Annotated in this window: 12 protein-coding genes; all 12 read left to right on the forward strand. The window is 36.5% G+C overall.

What is annotated here, in order from left to right; translation table 11 throughout:
- Window positions 1–4: 4 nt before the first annotated feature.
- From HNP25_RS11845 to HNP25_RS11900, 12 genes are read left to right on the forward strand one after another with little or no spacing between them, the layout of a single operon-like run.
- Window positions 5–925: a glycoside hydrolase family 43 protein gene (locus tag HNP25_RS11845; protein ID WP_184134382.1), complete on the forward strand. Its 921-nt coding sequence runs from the start codon at window positions 5–7 to the stop codon at window positions 923–925.
- Between the two features lie 6 nt (window positions 926–931).
- Window positions 932–2,776 carry a sialidase/neuraminidase family protein gene (locus HNP25_RS11850; RefSeq protein ID WP_184134384.1) on the forward strand — a complete coding sequence of 615 codons (1,845 nt, stop codon included), beginning with the start codon at window positions 932–934 and terminating at the stop codon, window positions 2,774–2,776.
- A gap of 1 nt (window position 2,777) precedes the next feature.
- Window positions 2,778–4,193 (forward strand): sialate O-acetylesterase, encoded by a 1,416-nt coding sequence (locus HNP25_RS11855; protein WP_221432456.1) that lies wholly within the window; start codon window positions 2,778–2,780, stop codon window positions 4,191–4,193.
- Window positions 4,193–6,967, forward strand: a complete 2,775-nt coding sequence (locus HNP25_RS11860) for a glycoside hydrolase family 2 protein (RefSeq protein ID WP_184134387.1) — start codon at window positions 4,193–4,195, stop codon at window positions 6,965–6,967. Before HNP25_RS11855 ends, HNP25_RS11860 begins: the two co-directional genes overlap by 1 nt.
- 26 nt (window positions 6,968–6,993) lie before the next feature.
- Window positions 6,994–9,750 (forward strand): alpha-L-rhamnosidase, encoded by a 2,757-nt coding sequence (locus HNP25_RS11865; protein WP_184134388.1) that lies wholly within the window; start codon window positions 6,994–6,996, stop codon window positions 9,748–9,750.
- Between the two features lie 50 nt (window positions 9,751–9,800).
- The gene (locus HNP25_RS11870; protein WP_184134390.1) at window positions 9,801–10,931 is read left to right on the forward strand and encodes a sialidase family protein; all 1,131 of its coding nucleotides are present in this window, start codon (window positions 9,801–9,803) and stop codon (window positions 10,929–10,931) included.
- Between the two features lie 4 nt (window positions 10,932–10,935).
- Entirely contained in the window at window positions 10,936–12,324 is a 1,389-nt protein-coding gene (locus HNP25_RS11875) for an alpha/beta hydrolase family protein (RefSeq protein WP_184134391.1), read from the forward strand.
- Between the two features lie 5 nt (window positions 12,325–12,329).
- The gene (locus HNP25_RS11880; protein ID WP_184134393.1) at window positions 12,330–13,208 is read left to right on the forward strand and encodes a sugar phosphate isomerase/epimerase family protein; all 879 of its coding nucleotides are present in this window, start codon (window positions 12,330–12,332) and stop codon (window positions 13,206–13,208) included.
- Window positions 13,209–13,211: 3 nt separating this feature from the next.
- Complete coding sequence (locus tag HNP25_RS11885) at window positions 13,212–15,728, forward strand: L-rhamnose mutarotase (RefSeq protein WP_184134395.1); 2,517 nt, start codon at window positions 13,212–13,214, stop codon at window positions 15,726–15,728.
- Window positions 15,729–15,764: 36 nt separating this feature from the next.
- Window positions 15,765–16,853 carry a Gfo/Idh/MocA family protein gene (locus HNP25_RS11890; protein ID WP_184134396.1) on the forward strand — a complete coding sequence of 363 codons (1,089 nt, stop codon included), beginning with the start codon at window positions 15,765–15,767 and terminating at the stop codon, window positions 16,851–16,853.
- Window positions 16,853–18,436: a sodium:solute symporter family transporter gene (locus HNP25_RS11895; RefSeq protein ID WP_184134397.1), complete on the forward strand. Its 1,584-nt coding sequence runs from the start codon at window positions 16,853–16,855 to the stop codon at window positions 18,434–18,436. The genes HNP25_RS11890 and HNP25_RS11895 overlap by 1 nt, the downstream gene beginning before the upstream one ends.
- An 18-nt stretch (window positions 18,437–18,454) precedes the next feature.
- Window positions 18,455–20,647: an alpha-L-rhamnosidase-related protein gene (locus HNP25_RS11900; protein WP_229202847.1), complete on the forward strand. Its 2,193-nt coding sequence runs from the start codon at window positions 18,455–18,457 to the stop codon at window positions 20,645–20,647.
- Window positions 20,648–20,945: the final 298 nt, after the last annotated feature.

Raw genomic sequence — 20,945 nt, forward strand, 5'->3', positions numbered from 1 at the left:
TCAAATGAAACGTTTATTCGGAATATTATTAATTACGCTTTTATTGAGTGCTTGTTCAAAAGAAGTTTACATGTTTAGTTCATTTCACGAACCAGCAACCGACGGTTTACGATTTTTATACAGTGAAAATGGCTACCAATGGAAAGACTTAAATCATGTTTTTTTGAAACCCAATGTCGGTACTCAAAAAGTAATGCGTGACCCTTCGATTGTACAAGGATCTGACGGAACATTTCATTTGGTTTGGACAAGTAGCTGGAAAGGTGATAAAGGTTTTGGTTATGCGAGTTCAAAAGATTTGATTCATTGGTCAGAACAAAAAATGATTCCTGTCATGGAACATGAACCTACTACAGTAAATGTTTGGGCACCAGAATTATTTTACGATGATGAAACAAAACAATTTGTAATTATTTGGGCTTCGTGCATTCCTTTTCGTTTTCCAAAAGCCTTGGAAGCAGAAGACAATAACCATCGAATGTATTATACAACGACAAAGGATTTTAACAATTTTTCGCCCACAAAACTGTTGATTGATCCCAATTTTAGTGTAATTGATGCCGTGATTGTGAAACGAAAAGCAAAAGATTATGTCTTGGTTTTAAAAGATAATACTCGTCCGAACAGAAATATTAAAGTTGCTTTTGGCGAAAGTGCAATTGGCCCTTTTACAAATGTTTCAGCACCATTTACGAAAAATTTTACAGAAGGACCAAGTGTTGAAAAGGTAGGAAAAGATTGGCTGATTTATTATGATTCTTATCAAGATAAAACTTATGGGTCGATGAAAACGGCTGATTTTAAGACTTTTACTGAAGTTTCGGCACAAACATCCGTTCCAGAAGGGCATAAACACGGAACAATTTTCAAAGTAAAAAAACGAATCTTAAAAGCTATTCAGCAAGAGATTCAATCAAAGAAATAATCAAGCATGAATCATTTAAAATATATACTTTCTTCTTTGTTGCTTATCTTGAGTTTTGCCGCTACAAATGCTCAAGATACGGTGCGTTATACTGGTGAAACACTCTCAAATGTTGATTATCATCACGGACAATTAAGTCCAGCCGTTGGTGTGCATAATATTCAGGTTTTTCATGCGAACAGAGAAAACTCTGCATTGGCTGGTGGGAGTAATTGGACTTACAATCATGCCCCTATGTTGGCTTATTGGAATAATACTTTTTACTTACAATACCTCAGCGACCCCGTTGGTGAGCATATTCCTCCTGGACAAACACTTTTGTTGACTTCAAAAGACGGTTATCATTGGTCAAATCCTACTGTTATTTTTCCTCCATACAAAATTCCTGACGGCTGGAAAAAAGAAGGCTATCAAGGTATAGCCAAAGATTTATATGCCGTAATGCACCAACGCATGGGCTTTTTTGTATCGAAGAAAAAACGCTTATTGACTTTAGCGTATTATGGTATTGCGATGGATGCCAAAGACGACCCAAATGATGGAAAGGGCATTGGAAGAGTAGTGCGAGAAATTTATGCAGATGGGAAATATGGCGAAATTTATTTTATCAGAAATAATTCTTCTTGGGATAAAAGTAAATCGATGTATCCTTTTTACAACACAAGTAAAGACAAAGGCTTTATCGAAGCTTGCGACGAATTGTTGGCAACGCCTTTGATGATGCAACAATGGGTAGAAGAAGCCGACCGAAACGACCCATTGATTCCACTAAAAAGAGAAGCAAAAGCTTTTAGTTATTATCATTTGCCAGATAATAGAGTAGTTGGTTTATGGAAACACGCTCTGACTTCTATCAGTAATGACGAAGGAAAAACGTGGCAATATAATCCTTTAAGAGCACCAGGTTTTGTGAATAGCAACGCTAAAATTTGGGGACAAAAAACTTCTGATGGAAAGTATGCAACTGTTTATAATCCCTCAGAATTTCGTTGGCCTTTGGCGATTTCAACCAGTAAAGATGGTTTGAATTATACGAACTTATTATTGGTAAATGGAGAAATTTCTACCATGCGTTATGGTGGGAATTTTAAGTCTTACGGCCCACAATATGTTCGTGGAATTATTGAAGGAAATGGCTTTGTGCCTGACGGAAATATGTGGCTTACTTACAGCATGAACAAAGAAGATATTTGGATAAGTAAAGTGCCTGTGCCTGTAAGCGACGAAGTAAAAAGTCATCCGAATGAAGTTTTTGCACAAATGAAAAATGGTGAAGAACTAAAGTATTGGAATATTTTCAGCCCAATGTATGCACCTGTGGCAATTGAGAAAATCGCTGATGGAACGAAAGCCTTGGTTTTGAGAGATAAAGATAAATTTGATTTTGCCAAAGCAGAAAGAGTAATTCCCGAATCAAAAAAAGTAGCGGTTGAATTTACCATTATTCCGCAACAAGCGGACAAAGGTTTGCTACACATTGACTTCCAAGATGCTAAAGGAACAACGGCGGTAAGATTAATTTTTGATGCCGACTCCGCTTTTAAAGCAAAAGTAGGCTACAGAAATTCTGGTATTATGAAGTACGAAGCAGGAAAAGAGTACAACGTTCGCATTGAATTAGACCGTCACAAACGCATGTTTAACATTTTTGTCAACGGACAAAGTAAAGGGACAAAACTCTTTTTTGCACCTTTAGCTACTTTCAAAAGAGTAACTTTCAGAACGGGAGAAATTCGTCGATTCCCTGATGCAGATACGCCAACTGACCAAAATTTTGATTTGAAAAATGCTGGAGAATTAGACAAAGAAGCGGTTTACATCATCAAATCATTCAAAACGAGTCCATATTAAGATGTTCAAAAAAAGTATCATATTTTTCCTTTTTTGTTTGCTTTCGCTGAATGTTCAAGCACAAATTGTGTTGCCTAGAATTCTGGGACACAACATGGTTTTGCAACAAAATAAACCGATTACCATTTGGGGAAAAGCTTCTGTGGGCGAAAGAGTAAGTGTACAGTTTGCAGGACAAGAAAAAACAACTTTTGCCGATGAAAATGGAAAATGGGCGATTGTCTTAAAACCTTTGAAAGCGTCTTCTACAGAATCCGAAATGACTATTTCTGGAAAAAATGTTATCAAGCTTGAGCATATTCTGGTGGGTGAAGTATGGCTGTGTTCGGGGCAGTCGAACATGGAATATACCATGCGTAAAAATAGCAAAGTAAAACGACCGAATATCGCCATTGAAAATCCTGTCGATGAATTGGAATTTGCTAAAAACCCACAAATCCGTATTTTTTTAGTGAATCGTAAAGAATTAATTAAGCCAGATTCACTGCATTGTGGTTGGAGTATTGCCAAAGATTCTGCCTTGCGTTCATTTTCTGCGGCAGCTTACTTTTTTTCGAAAGAATTACACAAAAATCTAAATGTGCCTATCGGAATGATTTCTTCGGCCATTCCGGGCAGCAGAATTGAGCCGTGGATTTCGGAAGAAGCCTTTGCCGAATCTGCTTACTTCAAAGGGCAAAAAGTAGAAGGTGAACCAGCCAAATTTTACACGCCAATGATTAAGCCACTTGTTCCTTTTGCACTAAAAGGTTTTTTGTGGTATCAAGGCGAAACCAATTGTTTTTTGAAAGAAACGACTGAATACTCTCAGAAACTAACAACATTAATTAACAGTTGGCGAAAAGCTTGGGACGATAAAAAATTAGCTTTCAATTTTGTCCAAATTGCACCGCATAATTATTCGGATGCAAAAGGAAAATTGGTAATAACGAGAGAAACCTTGCCAGAATTCAGAGAGGCACAAACGAATGTATTGAAACTTCCGAATACTGGAATGATTATCTCGACGGATTTGGTCGATAGTATTAAAGATATTCATCCTTCATATAAATGGGAAATTGGCAGACGCTTGGCACTTGTTGCTTTGAATCAGGATTATGGTATGAGAAATATTGTTGCTTCTGGTCCAATCTTTAAAAAAGCGAAAGTAAAAGGTACTAAAATTTACTTAACTTTTGATGGAATCGGAACAGGTTTAATCAGTAAAGATGGAAAAAAATTAAGTGATTTTCAGCTGGCTGGCGAAGATGGAAATTTTGTAAATGCCGAAGCGACTTTGAAAGATAACAAAGTAATACTTTCGTCGCCTCAAGTTTCCAAACCCGTAAAACTCCGCTTTGCTTGGGACGAAGCCGCTCAACCAAACTTATTTAATCAAGAAGGCTTACCAGCCCGACCTTTTAGAACCAATTTATAATGAAGCGTAATTTTTTAATCATATTTCTTTGCTTGATTTCTTGTTTTGTGAAAGCACAAGAAACTCAGAAACTGTATTTGTCTGGAACAGGAAATGACAAAACTGTTAACTGGGATTTTTTCTGTACAGCAGGCAATAATTCAGGAAAGTGGACAAGTATTCCTGTGCCTTCAAACTGGGAATTACAGGGTTTCGGAAAGTATAATTATGGTTTTGCTAAAGACAGTTCAAGAGGAAAAGAAAAAGGTTTGTACAAACATACTTTCAAAGTACCGAATGCTTGGAAAGGCAAAACAATTAACATCGTTTTTGAAGGTGTAATGACTGATACCGAAGTGAAAATCAACGGAAAATCGGCTGGAGTTACGCATGAAGGTGCTTATTACGCTTTTCGTTATGACATTACTTCATTGGTAAATGTTGGTGAAAATAATTTGTTGGAAGTAACTGTTGCTAAACATTCAGCCAATGCTTCTGTGAATGAAGCAGAGCGAAAAGGCGATTTTTGGATATTTGGAGGCATTTTTCGTCCTGTTTACTTAGAAACTTTACCGACGCAACATATTGAAAGAGTAGCTTTGGATGCCGACGACAAAGGAATTTTCAACGCCAATATTTACTTAAAAAATGCTAAAGTTTCACAACTAATTTCAGCCCAAATTTATACGCTTGATGGAAAGAAAATTGGTTCGCCAATCCAACAAAAAGTAAGTAAAGCGAATGAAATTGTAGGATTAAAATCACAAGTAAACTCGCCATTATTATGGTCGTCCGAAAAACCAAATCGTTATAAAGTAATCCTTACTTTGTCGGAAAATAATAAAGTAATTCATTCGGTTGAGAAGAAATTTGGCTTTCGTTCGGTATTGGTCAAACAAAGAGATGGTGTTTACGTAAATGGCAAAAAGATAAAATTCAAAGGTGTAAATCGACATTCTTTTTGGCCAACTTCTGGTAGAACAACCAGTAAAGAAATTAGTCTTTTGGATGTAAAATTGATGAAAGACATGAACATGAATGCCGTGAGAATGTCTCATTATCCGCCAGATGACCACTTTTTAGAGGTTTGTGATTCTTTGGGTTTGTATGTGATGGATGAATTGGCAGGCTGGCATGGCAATTATGATACGCCAACAGGTACAAAATTATTGAAAGAATTGATGGTGCATGATGAAAATCATCCTTCGGTAATTTTCTGGATTAATGGTAATGAAGGCGGTCATAATTATGAATTAGACCCAATTTTTCAGCAAGAAGATATTCAAAAACGTCCTGTAATACACGCTTGGGAAGCTTTTGCAGGTTTCGATACCCAACATTATCGTGAATATAATTACGGAATTGGGAATTACGATAACGGACATAATATCGTAATGCCAACAGAATTTTTACACGGAATGTACGATGGCGGTCACGGAGCAGGTTTAGAAGATTACTGGGAAAAAATGTGGGTGAGTCCTTTGTCAGCTGGCGGTTTTCTCTGGGATTTTGTCGATCAAGGAATCGTAAGAACGGATAAAAATGGAGTTTTAGATACAGACGGGAATCATGCAGCTGATGGAATTGTTGGCCCATATCGTGAAAAGGAGGGAAGCTATTTTACCATTAAAGAAGTTTGGAGTCCGATAAAGTTTGAAGCTAAAGAAATTACTCCAGATTTTGATGGAGTGTTAAATATTGAAAATCGCTATTCGTTCACCAATATCAACGAATGTACTTTTTCGTGGAAATTGAAACAATTTGTAAGTAAAAGTTTAGTAGAAAAATCGGGTTCTGTTGTTTCTCCTAATATTAGACCAAATGAAAAAGGCATTATTAAATTATCTCTTCCAGCAGATTGGCAAACTTATGATGTGTTGTATGTAACTGCAAAAGATGCGAGCAAACAAGAAATTTTTACTTGGAGTTTTAAGATTTCTTTACCTAATAAAATTGCAGAAAGTATTGTCAAGAAAAGTGGAAGTGATGAAGTGAAAATTACAACAATAGATTCACTTTATACCATTTCTGTAAAAAGTTTACAGCTTTCAATCAATAAATTCACAGGACTTTTACAGAAAGTACAGAATGAAAAAGGCGTAATACCATTCAATAATGGTCCAATTGTACAAGAAGGTGCGACTAATTTCAAAAATTTCTCGCAACGTGTTGAAAATGGAAATGTAATTATTACTTCTACTTTCGATAGAAAAAATAGCTATAATACCTTGGAATGGACAATTTATCCATCTGGTTGGGTAAAAATGAAGGTAAATTATTTTCCGGGAGATTACTTCACCACTTTTTTTGGAGTAAATTTTTCGTTTCCTGAAAACCAAATTAAAGGTATTGAATACATGGGAAATGGACCTTTCAGAGTTTGGAAAAATAGAATGAAGGGAAATCAATTTGGAGTTTGGCAAAAAGAGTACAACACTACAGAAACGGGCGAAATACCTTTTCTTTATCCAGAATTTAAGGGTTATTATTCAAATATGTACTGGTGTAAATTTATAGGGAAAGAGCAAAATTTTACAGTAGTTACTGAAAATGAAGATATCTTCTTCCGTTTGTTTACGCCAGCTTTTAAACAAGATCCTTACAAAAATTATCAAATTAATTTCCCGAATGGAGATATTTCATTTCTACAGGGCATTGCAGGAATCGGTTCAAAAACCAATAAAACGGAAAACTCAGGCCCAATGGGCATGAAAAATATTTATTACGATTACGAAAAAGAACCAGCAAGAGCTAAAGAGTTGATTTTGTACTTTGATTTTGTTGGGAACAAGTAGCATTTATATCAATTGATTATAAAAAAATGAAAATTACAACACACATTTTCCTTTTGGTAGCCATGATACTTTTTGCTTCGTTTAATAAGCAAGAGACGGGCATTCAATTACAAAATTTACGTTGTGAGATGCTCGTGAATCCAGAAGGGATTGATGTGGTAAAACCACGTTTGAGCTGGGAAATTATTAGTCCACAAAGAAATGTCCAGCAAACAGCTTATCAAATATTGGTAGCTTCTAGTCCAGAAAAATTAGCCAATAACGAAGCAGATTTATGGAATTCTGGAAAAGTAAATTCTGATGAATCCATTCATGTAAAATACGCTGGAACGACTTTGAAAAGTAAAAAAAGAGTTTTTTGGAAAGTAAAAATCTGGACGAATAAAGGTGAATCTGCTTGGTCGGACAATGCTTTTTGGAGTATCGGTTTACTGAATTATGTAGATTGGAAAGGAAGATGGATTGGACTCGACCGCTCTTTTGAATGGGATAACGAAACGCAATTTTCAAGACTTTCTGCGAGATATTTTAGAAAAGAATTTCAAGCGAAAAAGACCATTAAACAAGCAACGGTTTATATCGTGGGCTTGGGTATGTACGAATTGTACTTAAACGGACAAAAAGTAGGCGACCAAGTATTAGCACCTGTGCCAACAGACTATACAAAAGGAGTAAAATACAATACTTTCGACGTTACAAAATTGTTGCAAAAGGGCAATAATGCTATTGGAACAGTGTTGGGAAATGGACGTTTTTACACGATGCGTCAAGATTATAAACCTTACAAAATCAAGACATTTGGTTATCCGAAAATGTTGTTGAATTTGGATGTAGAATATACAGATGGTACAAAAGAAACGATTTCGACTGATGATAGTTGGAAAGTAACTGCGGATGGTCCCATCAGAACCAATAATGAATATGATGGAGAAGAGTACGATGCAACCAAAGAAATGCCTAACTGGAATAAAGTTGGCTTCTCTGATAGCAATTGGTTAAAAGCTCAATTGGTGCAAGAAGCTGGAGGAATGTTTGAAGCACAGATGACAGAGAACATGAAAGTAATGGAAACCATCAAACCTGTATCAATTAAAAACCTGAAAGATAATACTTATATTTTGGACATGGGACAAAATATGGCGGGCTGGTTGAGATTGAGAGTAAAAGGGAAAAAAGGAGATAAGGTTACTTTACGTTTTGCTGAAACTTTACAAAGTACTGGAGAATTGTTCGTCAGAAATTTAAGAGATGCAAAAGTAACTGATGTTTATACGTTGAAAGGCGATGGACAAGAAATTTGGGAGCCATCATTTGTATATCACGGTTTTAGGTATGTAGAAATTACAGGTTTCCCGACTTTTCCAACGATTGATGATTTTGATGGAAGAGTAGTTTATGACGACATGGCAACGATTGGTGAATTTGAAACTTCTGATAAAACCATCAACCAAATCTACAAAAATGCTTATTGGGGAATCAGAAGTAATTATAAAGGAATGCCTGTTGATTGTCCACAAAGAAATGAGCGTCAGCCGTGGTTGGGAGATAGAACTACTGGAGCTTATGGCGAAAGCTTTATTTTCGATAATGTTCGTCTTTACTCAAAATGGTTGAATGATATTGAACAAGCACAAAAACCAGATGGAAGTATTCCAGATGTTGCCCCAGCTTTTTGGCGATATTATGGCGATAATGTTACTTGGCCCGGTACTTATATCACCATCGCTGACATGTTGTATCATCAATTTGGCGATAAAGAAACCATTAAAAAGCATTATCCTTCCATGAAAAAATGGATAGATTATATGCAAGAAAAATACTTGGTCGATGGCTTGATTACCAAAGATAAGTATGGCGATTGGTGCGTTCCGCCAGAATCTTTAGCATTGATTCATGCAAAAGACCCAGCTTTACAAACAGATGGCATTTTGTTAGCGTCTGCTACTTACGTGAGGCTCTTGGATGTAATGCAACAATTTGCTCGTTTGTTGAATAAACCTGAGGATGCAAAAGCATATTCAAAAGTTGCTGAGGAAATAAAAAAAGCTTTTAATCAAAAATTTCTGAATACTCAAAAAGGACAATACAGTAACGGAACAGTTACAGCCAACCTTTTGCCTTTGGTGTATGAAATGATTCCTGCGAACGAAAAAACTAAAGTTTGGAATAATATTGTCAACAAGATTTTGGTCGATAATAAAGGTCACATCAGCACTGGTGTAATTGGTACACAATGGTTAATGCGTGGTTTGAGCCAAAATGGTCGTGCAGATATTGCCTATAAAATTGCTTCAAATCGTTATTATCCAAGTTGGGGTTATATGGCTGAAAATGGTGCTACAACAATATGGGAGCTTTGGAATGGCGATAAAGCTAATCCAGAAATGAATTCAGGAAATCATGTCATGCTTTTGGGCGATTTGATTATTTGGTATTATGAAAACATTGCAGGCATTAAATCCGCAAAAGATGCTGTGGCTTTCAAGAAAATAATCATGAAGCCAGAAATGATTGATGGCTTAAATGCAGGAAAAGCATCTTATCATTCCATGTACGGAACGATAAAATCTGATTGGAAAAAAGACGGAAACAAATTTCAATGGAATATCTGTATTCCAGCCAATACTAAATCCTTAGTTTACTTACCAACCAATTCTTTGGAAAAAGTAACAGAAGGGGGCAAGAAAGTAGCAGGAATTGAAGGAATTAAATTTGTGAAAACGGAAGGGAAGCAATTGATTGTAGAAGTAAGCTCTGGCAATTATTCGTTCAGCGTCAATTAGTGATTTTCAGAAAAAATACTCTCAAAATATTAAAATTTAATACGAATATCATGTTCAAAAAAAGCTTATTTACGATACTATCGGTGATTTGCGTACTTGTAGTAAACCAAACGACTGCACAAAAATGGAAATCGGGATTATTGGTGGATGAATTTGTGGTTGAAAATCCGCCTTTTCCTGAAAGTCATGCCGCCACCATTGCCGAAACGCCCAAAGGTTTGGTTGCCGCTTGGTTTGGTGGTACGAAAGAGCGAAATCCTGATGTTTGTATTTGGGTAAGTAGCCATAAAAATGGTAAATGGCAAGCACCACAAAACGTTGCGAATGGCATCGTGAACGATACTTTACGATATGCTTGCTGGAACCCAGTATTATTCCAAATTCCGAATGGCGATTTAATGCTTTTCTACAAAATAGGCCCAAGCCCTGCGAAATGGAAAGGTTGGTTAAAAACATCTTCAGATAATGGTCTTACTTGGTCGGAAGCGAAAGCTTTACCAGAAGGTTATATCGGCCCCGTAAAAAATAAGCCAGTTTTATTGAGTAACGGAAACCTGTTTTGTCCGACAAGTACAGAAGGTTCAGGCTGGAAATTGCATTTTGAAGTAACGCCAGATTTTGGGAAAACATGGAGAATCGTTGGCCCAATCAATGATGGAAAAACTTTTAATGCCATTCAACCAAGTATTTTAGATCATGGAAAAGGTAAATTACAAATTTTAGCAAGAAGTAGAGACAGAGCAATTATTGAATCGTGGTCAACTGATAATGGAGAAACTTGGTCGCCTTTAGCAAAAGCTAGTTTACCAAATAATAATTCTGGAACAGACGCTGTGACTTTGAAAAATGGGAAACATTTATTGGTTTATAACCATGTTTTACCGCCGGGCGATTTAGCAAAAGGGCCAAGAACACCCTTAAACTTATCGCTAACGAAAGACGGAAAAGAATGGTATGCAGCTTTAATTATTGAAGATTCGCCAATAAGTCAATATTCATATCCTTCCATCATTCAAACGTCAGATGGTTTGGTTCACGTAATTTATACTTGGCGAAGAAAGAAAATTAAACATGCCGTAATCGACCCTTCTAAATTGAAATTGAAGAAAATTACCAATGGAGAATGGCCGAAAATCAAAGGATACGAAGCACCAAAGGGCGGAGAAATTACTAAAGACTAAGCGTATGAAATTCCTAAAAACTTGCTGTTTCTTGTTGTTGAGCTATTGTTCTTTGGCTCAAAATGCTGATAATGCTTTCAAAAAACCTTTGAAAGAGGTCATTGCTCAAATTGAAACTCGTTTTAAAGTGAAGATTCGCTACCCCGAAGATTTAGTAAAAGATAAATGGGTGACGTATGCAGATTGGCGTTTCAGACCAGATTTTGAAAAAACGATGACGAATGTATTGTCTTCGCAAGATATTACTTTCGCCAAAGAAGCCGAGAAAAAGTATAAACTTCAACCTTATCAATATCATTTAAAAACTCCCGAAGAAGGCGAACAACAGCTTACGTACTTATCTACTTTATACAATGATGAAGCCAGTTGGGAAAAACGTAAAGACGAATTACAAGCTTGTATGTGGAAAGCGCTGAAACTTTCACCGTTGCCAGCGAAGCCAACAAGTAAAGTAATTACGAATAATAAACGCATCATGAACGGCTATACCGTTGAAAATGTGGCGATTGAGACGATTTCTGGTGTTTATGTTTGTGGCTCTTTGTACATGCCTTTGGAAAGTAAAGGGAAAATTCCTGTGATTTTAAATCCTGACGGTCACTTCGGGGATGGTCGTTACCGTGCTGATTGTCAGTATCGTTGTGCGATGCAAGCTCGAATGGGAGCTATCGCTTTTAGCTATGACCTTTTTGCTTGGGGAGAATCTACTTTACAATTTAAGTCTGAAAATCACAGAAAAAGTTTGGCACAAACCATGCAGACGTTAAACAGTATCCGAATTTTAGATTGGTTATTGTCATTTAGTAATGCAGATGCTAGTCGTGTGGGCATAACTGGTGGTTCGGGCGGTGGAAGCCAAACGATGTTAATTACCGCTTTGGACGATAGAATTACTTTGAGTGTACCCGTCGTAATGTTGTCCTCATACCACAGTGGTGGCTGTCCTTGCGAAAGCGGAATGGGCGTACATCTTTGCGGAAATGGGACAAATAATGTAGAAATTGCCTCAATGGCAGCACCAAGACCACAATTAATTTTATCAGACGGAAAAGATTGGACACAACATGTTCCCGAAACAGAATTTCCTTTTCTTCAAAAAGTCTATGGTTTTTACGGAAAAACAGACGAAGTAAAAAATGTACATTTTCCCGAAGAAGGTCATGATTATGGAAAAAGTAAACGCTTGGCATTGTATGATTTTCTAGCAAAAAAATTCCAGTTGGATGTGAAAAAATTGAAAGATAAAACGGGAGTAATGGATGAATCCAAAGTAACGGTTGAGCCATTTTCAGCCATGTATGTTTTCGGTGAAAAAGGTGAAAATCTGCCCAAAAGTGCGGTGAAAGATTTTGAAACATTAGAGAAAGTATTCGCCGAAGCGATAAAAAATTAGATAAAATGAGAAAGCTATCCATAGCGGTTTTAGTAACGACAGCGACTTTTCTCTGTTCGTTACCATTGAAGAGTATTGCCCAAATAAATCAAAAATATAAAATTGGTGTCGTAGATTTGATGCTTTTGAAAAGGCAAAAACTAGGTGCATTGACGCTCACGAAGGAAATTGGAGCAGATGGAGTAGAAATTGACATGGGAGGTTTGGGCAAACGCCCAACATTTGAAAATGCCTTGGCGAATGATTCTATCAGAACAGTTTTTCTGAACAAAGCCAAAGAATTGAACATTGAAATGTTTTCATTGGCGATGACTGGCTATTATGCTCAGTCTTTTTGTGGAAGAGAAGAGTACAAAAAATCAATTGAAGATTGTATCAAAACGATGCAATTGATGAATATCAAAATTGCCTTTTTGCCTTTAGGCGTTCAATGTGATTTAAAAAAAGACCCAGCCCTGATAGATTCGGTAGTGGCTAGATTAAAAATTGCAGGTGAAATGGCAAAAAAAGCTGGAGTTATAATCGGTATAGAAACAGCATTGAGTGCGACCGAAGAGGTAAAATTATTAAAGGAAATAGGTTCGGAAGGAATTAAAATTTACTTCAATTTTTCTAGTCCTTTAAAAGAAGGAAGAGATTTATACAAAGAGTTGAAAATATTAGGCAAGAAAAACATTTGTATGATTCACTGCACCAATAAAGATGGCGTTTGGCTACAAAACGACCCAGAAATTGACATGAAAAAAGTAAAAGCCACGCTTGATAAAATGAAATGGACTGGCTGGTTGGTTATTGAGCGTTCAAGAGATGCGAATAAACCAAGAGATGTCAAAGGAAATTTTGGTGCAAATACTGCTTTTTTGAAAAGTATTTTCCAGCAATAAATTATGAAACATTACCACTACATACTTGCTTTTTTGAGCTGCTGTTTTTCAACACAAATTCAGGCACAGACGGATATTTGGGTTGCCCCAAATGGTGCTGATACTAATTTAGGGACAAAAGAAAATCCGCTTCAAACGGTTTCGATGGCGATTCGAAAAGTCCGTGAAATGCGTAGATTGTCAGAAAACAATTTCTCAAAAGCCATTCATATTTATGTTCGTGAAGGAAATTATCAATTATACGAACCTATCACGATTCGTCCAGAAGATGCTGGCACTTCATTGAGTCCAACGATAATAGAAGCAGCTCCAAATGAAAAACCAGTCATCAGCGGCGGTATTTCATTAAGTGGCTGGACAAAAGTAAAAGGTAACGTTATCGGTTTGCCAAAAGAAGCGATTGGAAAAGTTTGGGTGGCAGATGCACCAAAAGTTGGAGGAAATATATTGGATTTCAGACAATTGTGGGTGAATAATCAAAAAGCGATTCGTGCAAAAGATACTCCTTATCCAACAATGAATCGTATTTTATCTTGGAATAAAAAAGAAGAAACCTGCTGGATTCCAACACCAAAATTCCCAGAAATAGCAAAAGCCAACGGTGTAGAAATGTTTATTCACCAATGGTGGGCGATTGCCAATTTACGGATCAAAAAAATGGAAGTTCAAGGTGACAGTACAAAGCTTTCTTTTTTTCAACCAGAAAGTAAAATTCAGTCTGAGCATCCTTGGCCTGCACCGTGGATTTCAAAAGAAACAGGAAATTCCGCTTTCTATTTAACCAATGCCATCCAGTTTTTGAACGAAGCTGGCGAGTGGTTTTTGGATAAAAAAGCTGAGAAATTATACTATATTCCACGAGCCAATGAAGTAATGGAAAAAGCGGAAGTAATTGCTCCTTCACTTGAAACTTTGGTGAGAATGGAAGGTACAATTGATCATCAAGTATCACACGTTTTCTTCAAAAATATTATTTTTTGTCATACTTCATGGTTGCGTCCTTCTCAGCAAGGGCACGTTCCGCATCAAGCTGGTTTGTATATGTTGGATGCTTACAAACTCAAAATGCCTGGAACGCCAGACAAAAAAACCTTAGAAAATCAAGCTTGGGTTGGTCGCCCAAAAGCTGCGGTGGAAGTTTCTTATGCCAATCATACAGGTTTTGAAGCTTGCCGTTTTGAACATTTGGCTTCTACTGGTTTAGATTATCACAAGGGCGTTCATGATAATTCTATCAAAGGAAATCTCTTCAAAGATATTGGCGGAACGGGTATTCAAGCAGGTGTTTTTGCAGATGAAGCTACCGAAATACATTTGCCTTATAATCCTTCTGATGAAAGAGAAATTTGTACAAACTTGCTGATTAGCAATAACTTAATTTCAGATGTTACCAACGAAGATTGGGGTGCTGTTGGTATCGGAGCGGGTTTTGTAAGAGGCATTAATATCGAACACAATGACATTTCGGAAGTATCCTATTCAGGCATAAGTATGGGTTGGGGCTGGACAAAAACCATCAACGCCATGAAAAATAATTACATTTCAGCCAACAAAATTCATCATTATGCCAAACACATGTACGATGTTGCGGCAATTTATACTTTGTCGGCACAGCCCGGTTCTGTCATTTCCGAAAACTATGTCGATAGCATTTACAAAGCTCCTTACGCACACATCCCTAACCATTGGTTTTATTTATACACAGACGAAGGCTCTTCTTATTTTACGATAAAAGATAATTGGAGTCCCTCAGCAAAATTTCTACAAAATGCCAATGGCCCGGGAAATACTTGGCAAAATAACGGGCCACAAGTAGCAGACAGCATTAAAGTAAAAGCTGGAATTCAGACAGAATATGCCTATTTGTTAAAAGACAAAAAGCAAGCAGATAAGTATTGGGAAATCAATGTTGAAAAACCAGTTATTGTAGAATTGATTTCAGAAAATGGTCAGACGATAGACCGAAAAAAATTAGATGAAATACTCTTGAAAAGTAAGGTTTCGCAAGAAGCACTATTTCAATGGGAAAATCATGTAGTGATTTTTGATAAAGTACAAGATGTGTATTTGCTGCGAGAAAGACTGAAAAATGCTTTTCCGAAAATTCAAATCAAGACTTATGATGATTTGTTTTATGAGTTCAATCAAGAAAAATGTAAAAATGGGAAGTCGGTAAAAGAATGGTCGCATACAATACTCACTGCCAATTTAGTAGCTGATACTACTTTACAAAAAGAGTATTTAAACTATCATGCTACACAGTTTGAAAAATGGTCAGAAGTATCACAAGGTTTTTGTAATGCTGATTTTCAACAATTATTGATTTATAAAAATGGCAGACAATTGATGTTGGTCATCAGTATTCCTAAAGGTGAAAGTTTGGATAAGCTCAATTCCAAAACGATAGAAAATAATCCTAAAATGGTAGAATGGAATCAATTAATGACAAAATATCAAGAAGGAATTTCTGGTACAAAAAAAGGTGAAACGTGGGTTTTCTTGAAACCAGCGAGTAATTAAAAATTAGATTCTCAAAATTAAAAAATAGCAATACAAATGTTGAAATTAGGAATTTTAGGTTTAGGAGAAGGAAGAAGTACGATGTCGGCAGCCTTGGCAAGTACAAAATTAGAACTGGTAAAAGTATGCGACCGCAACATTGATTTGTGTAAGCAAAGAGCCAAAGAATTTGACTTTCATAATTATACAACTGAATATCAAGATTTATTAGACGATGAAAGTATTGATATTATTGCCATTTATACGCCCGATAAATTTCATGCAGAACATACCAAACAAGCTTTATTGCATGGAAAACACGTTGTTTGCACTAAGCCTTTTATTGATGATTTATCGAAAGCCAAAGAACTAATTGAACTTTCAGAAAGTACTGGCAAGAAAGTATTTGTAGGGCAAAGCTCTCGTTTTTTCGAACCTATGAAAAAGCAAAGAGCTGACTTTGAAGCAGGATTAATCGGTGAATTAATTACGATTGAAGGCTATTATCATGCCGACCACAGATGGTTTTTAGACAAAGGTTGGTCGCTAGAAAATGCTTTTAAATGGCTTTATGGCGGTTTAAGTCATCCAGTAGATTTTATCAGATGGTATTTGCCAAACATTGAGGAAGTAATGGGTTATGGCATGTTGAGTTCAAACGGTTTGAAGGGCGGTTTGAAAAATGCAGACACCATGCACTTTATTTTTAAAGCGACTGACGGAAGAATAGCTAGAGTAAGTGGTGCATATACTGGACCAGTTCAGCCAGTGGTGCGAGATAGCGAAATGAGTTGTATTTTAAGAGGAACAGAGGGCTGTAGCCAAGCCGATTATATGGATTTACGTTATGCGGTTACTACCAACACAGGAGAAGAAATTGTACAAACTTGGGAACATAAGCTTAAGCATTATTTCCGTTTTGAGGGTAAAAGTCATCATGCTGGCGAGTACCAAAACTATTTAGAATACTTTGCCGATTGCCTTGAAAGTGGCGAAACAGCTTATCCAAACATCAAAGAGGGCGTTGGAACTGTGGCTTTATTGCAAGCAATGGATAAATCTTTACAAACAGGTTTACCCGTAAAAATTGCTGATGTTTTGGCAACACATCAATTAAGTGCAGACATTTTAAATAATCATAAATAATGGGAAGCATCGTAGAACGCCTAACCATTTTAGATTATAGCATCGTTGTTGCCTACTTGGTGATATTGATTGTTATTGGTTATCGAGCAAGTTTTTCAGACAAATCTGATAAAGAAGGAACCTTATTTTTAGCCAATAAATCGTTGGGCTGGTCAAGCATTGGCTTTAATATGTGGGGGACAAACGTGGGACCTTCTATGTTACTTGCTTTTGCCAGTATTGGTTACAGTACTGGAATCGTAGCTGTTAATTTTGATTGGTACGCTTTTGTATTTTTGTTTTTGCTGGCAATTGTTTTTGCACCAAAATACTTAGCTGCAAATGTAAGTACCATGCCCGAATTCATGGGAAAACGTTACGGCGATTCTACCCAAACAATTTTAGCTTGGTATGCCTTGATTAAAATCTTAATCTCTTGGTTATCATTGGGTTTGTTCGCTGGTGGATTTTTAGTAAGACAAATTTTAGGCATTCCGATGTGGCAATCTGTGATTGTCTTGGTATTATTTGCTGGACTTTTTGCTTTTGCGGGTGGACTCAAAGCCATTGCCAAAGTAAATGTTTTTCAAATGATTTTACTGATTGCAGTTTCACTGACGCTTACTGTTTTGGGTGTTATTAAAGTAGGAGGAATTTCCAAAGTATATCACAGTGTTCCTGCAGATTATTGGACATTGATTCATCCTGCAAGTGACCCAAAATATCCTTGGTATGCCATTTTATTGGGGTATCCAGTAGCAGCAGTGGCTTTTTTCTGTACCGATCAAGCAATGGTGCAATCGGTGTTGGGAGCGAAAAATTTAGAACAAGGTCAATTAGGCGTGAACTTTATCGCTTGGCTTAAAATACTTTCTTTGCCTTTATTCATCCTGACAGGAATTTTATGCTACATACTTTTTCCAAATTTAAAAGACCCATCTGAAGCATATATGACGATGGTGACGAATCTTTTCCCGCCCGGCATGAATGGTTTGGTCATCGTTGTGCTGATTGCAGTACTTGTCGGAACGATTGGTTCGTCATTGAATTCTCTAAGTACCGTTTTTACGATGGATGTGTATTTGAAGAAAATCAATCCTCAAGCTACCAATAATGAAATTATTAGGGTTGGTCGTATGACGGTAATTGCGGGTTGCTTTTTTGCCATCATGATGGCTTTGGCAATTGATACTATCAAAGGCTTGAATTTATTCGATGTTTTTCAATCGGTTTTGGGTTTTATTGCACCTCCTTTAGCTGTTGTTTTTTTATTAACTGTTTTCTGGAAAAGAACGACCAAGAAAGCAGTAAACTTTACACTTTCGGCGGGTTCAGTGTTTAGTTTGGGTGTAGGAGTAATGTATCTCTGGGTTTTTACGCCTGATAAATATCCTATTTGGCCGCATTATTTGTTACTTTCTTTTTTCATTTTTGCCTTTTTAACGGTGTTATCTATCATTATTTCATTATTAGACAAAGCTCCAACTGTTTATTTGGCAACATTAGACGAACAAAATAGCATAGAAAAACCAAGTAAAAAAGTATGGATTTCGTGGCTTTTATTAACGATTGTCATGATTGGGCTTTACCTTTTTTTTAACTAATGAAAATTCAATTTTAAAATGATGAAAATACTTTCCACAAAAATCTCTCTAAAAACAAAGCTGTTAGCTTTCTTGACTTTCCTGACTTTTTGTTCGCCTACTTTGGCTCAAAATCAAGCTACTTGGATTTGGTATCCGGGTGATTTTGAGGTTTGGTTGAGTAACAAAATGCAAAATAGAAGAACAGAGCGTGGTTCGTTTTTCCCGCCATTTTGGAAATTGGATAGCCATTACAATTTAGTTGATTTTCATAAAGATTTTGATTTGCTCATTGCGGAAGAAGTTTTATTGGCTGTAGAAGGACAATTCAATGTAAAAATTGATGGAAAAGCGATTACGGGTTTTCCGAAAAAAATCACTGTACCCGCTGGAAAACATAAAGTGAGTTTGAAAGTATTTTGTCAAGACCGTGTGCCAGCCATTTTTGTGCAAGGCAAAAAAGTGGTTTCGGATGCTTCTTGGCTCGTTACTTTTGAAGACAAAGAATGGATTGATGAAACAGGAAAAGCTTCTGACCAATCTGGTACAAATTGGCTAAAAGCAGGTTTCTGGAATTTTAATTCAGCTTTAACGCCTCCTTCAAAATTCAAATTAGAAACCAAAATTCAGCAAGCTGTAAAAACAGAAAGAAAAGCACAAAGCCTTTTATTGGACTTTGGCAAAGAGACTTTTGGTTTTATCAAATTACAAGGGTTAAAAGGAAAAGGGAAACTGAAAATTTACTACGGAGAATCTAAAGAAGAAGCTTTGGCGACTGAAACGTGCGAGACTTTAGACGAAATTGAAGTAAATGAAGCCAAGAAAAAAGACATAACGATGGAGCTTTCAAAAGCTTTTCGTTTTGTCAATGTGCAATTTGAGGCTGGCGTTTCGCTTGATGAAGTATCGATGTTATATGAGTTTTTACCTGTAGCCGACCGTGGCGGATTCCGTTGTTCGGACGAACAAATCAATAAAATTTATGATGTTTCAAATTATACTTTTCATTTGAATACCCGTGAGTTTTTCATTGACGGAATCAAACGTGACCGTTGGATTTGGTCAGGCGATGCTTACCAAAGTTATTTGATGAACTATTATTTATTGTTCGATTCTCCTTCGGTTACTCGTACTTTATTGGCACTCAGAGGAAAAGACCCTGTAACAAGTCACATCAATACCATCATGGATTATACTTTTTATTGGTTTATCGGTATCAACGATTATTACCAATATACGGGCGACAAAACTTTTATTCAACAGTTTTATCCAAGAATGCAAAGTTTGATGGATTACTGTTTGTCAAGAAGAAATAATAATGGCATGATGGAAGGCTTAACGGGCGATTGGGTTTTTATCGATTGGGCAGAAGGGTTGAGTAAAAAAGGAGAAGTAAGTTTTGAGCAATTGCTTTTGGCGAGAAGTTTAGAAACGATGGCAACTTGTGCCAATATTGTAAACGATACCAAAAATGAGGTGAAGTACAAACAATTGGCGACGGAGCTAAAAGCAAAGCTTTTCACCAATTATTGGAACAACGAAAAACATGCTTTGGTACATAGCCGAGTGGATGGAAAGCAAACCGAAAATGTAACTCGTTATGCCAATATGTTTGCAATTTTCTTCAATTATCTCGACGAAGCTCAAAAGCAAGACGTTAAAAAACACGTGCTTTTGAACGATAAAATTCAAAAAATAACAACGCCATACATGCGTTTTTATGAGTTGGAGGCACTTTGTGCTTTGGGCGAGCAAAATTATGTGTTGAAAGAAATGAAAGATTATTGGGGCGGTATGTTGAATTTAGGGGCTACTTCTTTCTGGGAAGAATACAATCCCAACAAAAAAGGCGATGAACATTATGCGATGTACGGTCGCCCATTTGGGAAAAGCCTTTGTCATGCTTGGGGAGCAAGTCCAATATACTTATTAGGGAAATATTTCTTAGGTGTAAAACCTACTTCTGCGGCATATAAAACCTATTTAGTAGAACCACAATTAGGCGGTTTGGAATGGATAGAAGGAAAAGTACCAACACCCGATGGCGATGTAAAAGTGTATTGTAGCTCCAAACAAATCAAAGTAACTGGTGCAGCTGGAGTAGGAACGTTAAGATTTAAAAGTAAAATAAAGCCCAATAGCAAAGATGGAGAAATCAAAGCTTTGACAAACGATTTATACGAGTTAACACTTGAAAAAGGCAATACTTACGAAGTATTTTATGAGTTATAATATTTAGGAATATTGATTAAAAACGGATGAATTTTCGTCCGTTTTTTTATTGTTCATACTCAAGAGAGATACTTGGATTAAATATTGGGGTTGGAGAATTCTTTTTCTAAGAGAGTTGAAATCTTTTTATCAAAAAATCATTGTCATTTAGAAATGATAAAATTGTACAATAGTTAGAAAAAATGATAGAGTAAAAGCCCTAGCTTTAACAATAAATTTGTAACGTTATTTTGGGGAAGTTGAATTTTATTAATACTTTATTAGATTTTTCTTAAAAGTTCAAAGGCTGTCCAATTGT

This window comes from Arcicella rosea, assembly GCF_014204325.1.
Classification (GTDB): domain Bacteria; phylum Bacteroidota; class Bacteroidia; order Cytophagales; family Spirosomataceae; genus Arcicella; species Arcicella rosea_A.

Coding starts and splice junctions, on each gene's coding strand:
- HNP25_RS11845 (WP_184134382.1), top strand. CDS start 5: ATGAAACGTTTATTCGGAATATTATTAATTACGCTTTTATTGAGTGCT.
- HNP25_RS11850 (WP_184134384.1), top strand. CDS start 932: ATGAATCATTTAAAATATATACTTTCTTCTTTGTTGCTTATCTTGAGT.
- HNP25_RS11855 (WP_221432456.1), top strand. CDS start 2,778: ATGTTCAAAAAAAGTATCATATTTTTCCTTTTTTGTTTGCTTTCGCTG.
- HNP25_RS11860 (WP_184134387.1), top strand. CDS start 4,193: ATGAAGCGTAATTTTTTAATCATATTTCTTTGCTTGATTTCTTGTTTT.
- HNP25_RS11865 (WP_184134388.1), top strand. CDS start 6,994: ATGAAAATTACAACACACATTTTCCTTTTGGTAGCCATGATACTTTTT.
- HNP25_RS11870 (WP_184134390.1), top strand. CDS start 9,801: ATGTTCAAAAAAAGCTTATTTACGATACTATCGGTGATTTGCGTACTT.
- HNP25_RS11875 (WP_184134391.1), top strand. CDS start 10,936: ATGAAATTCCTAAAAACTTGCTGTTTCTTGTTGTTGAGCTATTGTTCT.
- HNP25_RS11880 (WP_184134393.1), top strand. CDS start 12,330: ATGAGAAAGCTATCCATAGCGGTTTTAGTAACGACAGCGACTTTTCTC.
- HNP25_RS11885 (WP_184134395.1), top strand. CDS start 13,212: ATGAAACATTACCACTACATACTTGCTTTTTTGAGCTGCTGTTTTTCA.
- HNP25_RS11890 (WP_184134396.1), top strand. CDS start 15,765: ATGTTGAAATTAGGAATTTTAGGTTTAGGAGAAGGAAGAAGTACGATG.
- HNP25_RS11895 (WP_184134397.1), top strand. CDS start 16,853: ATGGGAAGCATCGTAGAACGCCTAACCATTTTAGATTATAGCATCGTT.
- HNP25_RS11900 (WP_229202847.1), top strand. CDS start 18,455: ATGATGAAAATACTTTCCACAAAAATCTCTCTAAAAACAAAGCTGTTA.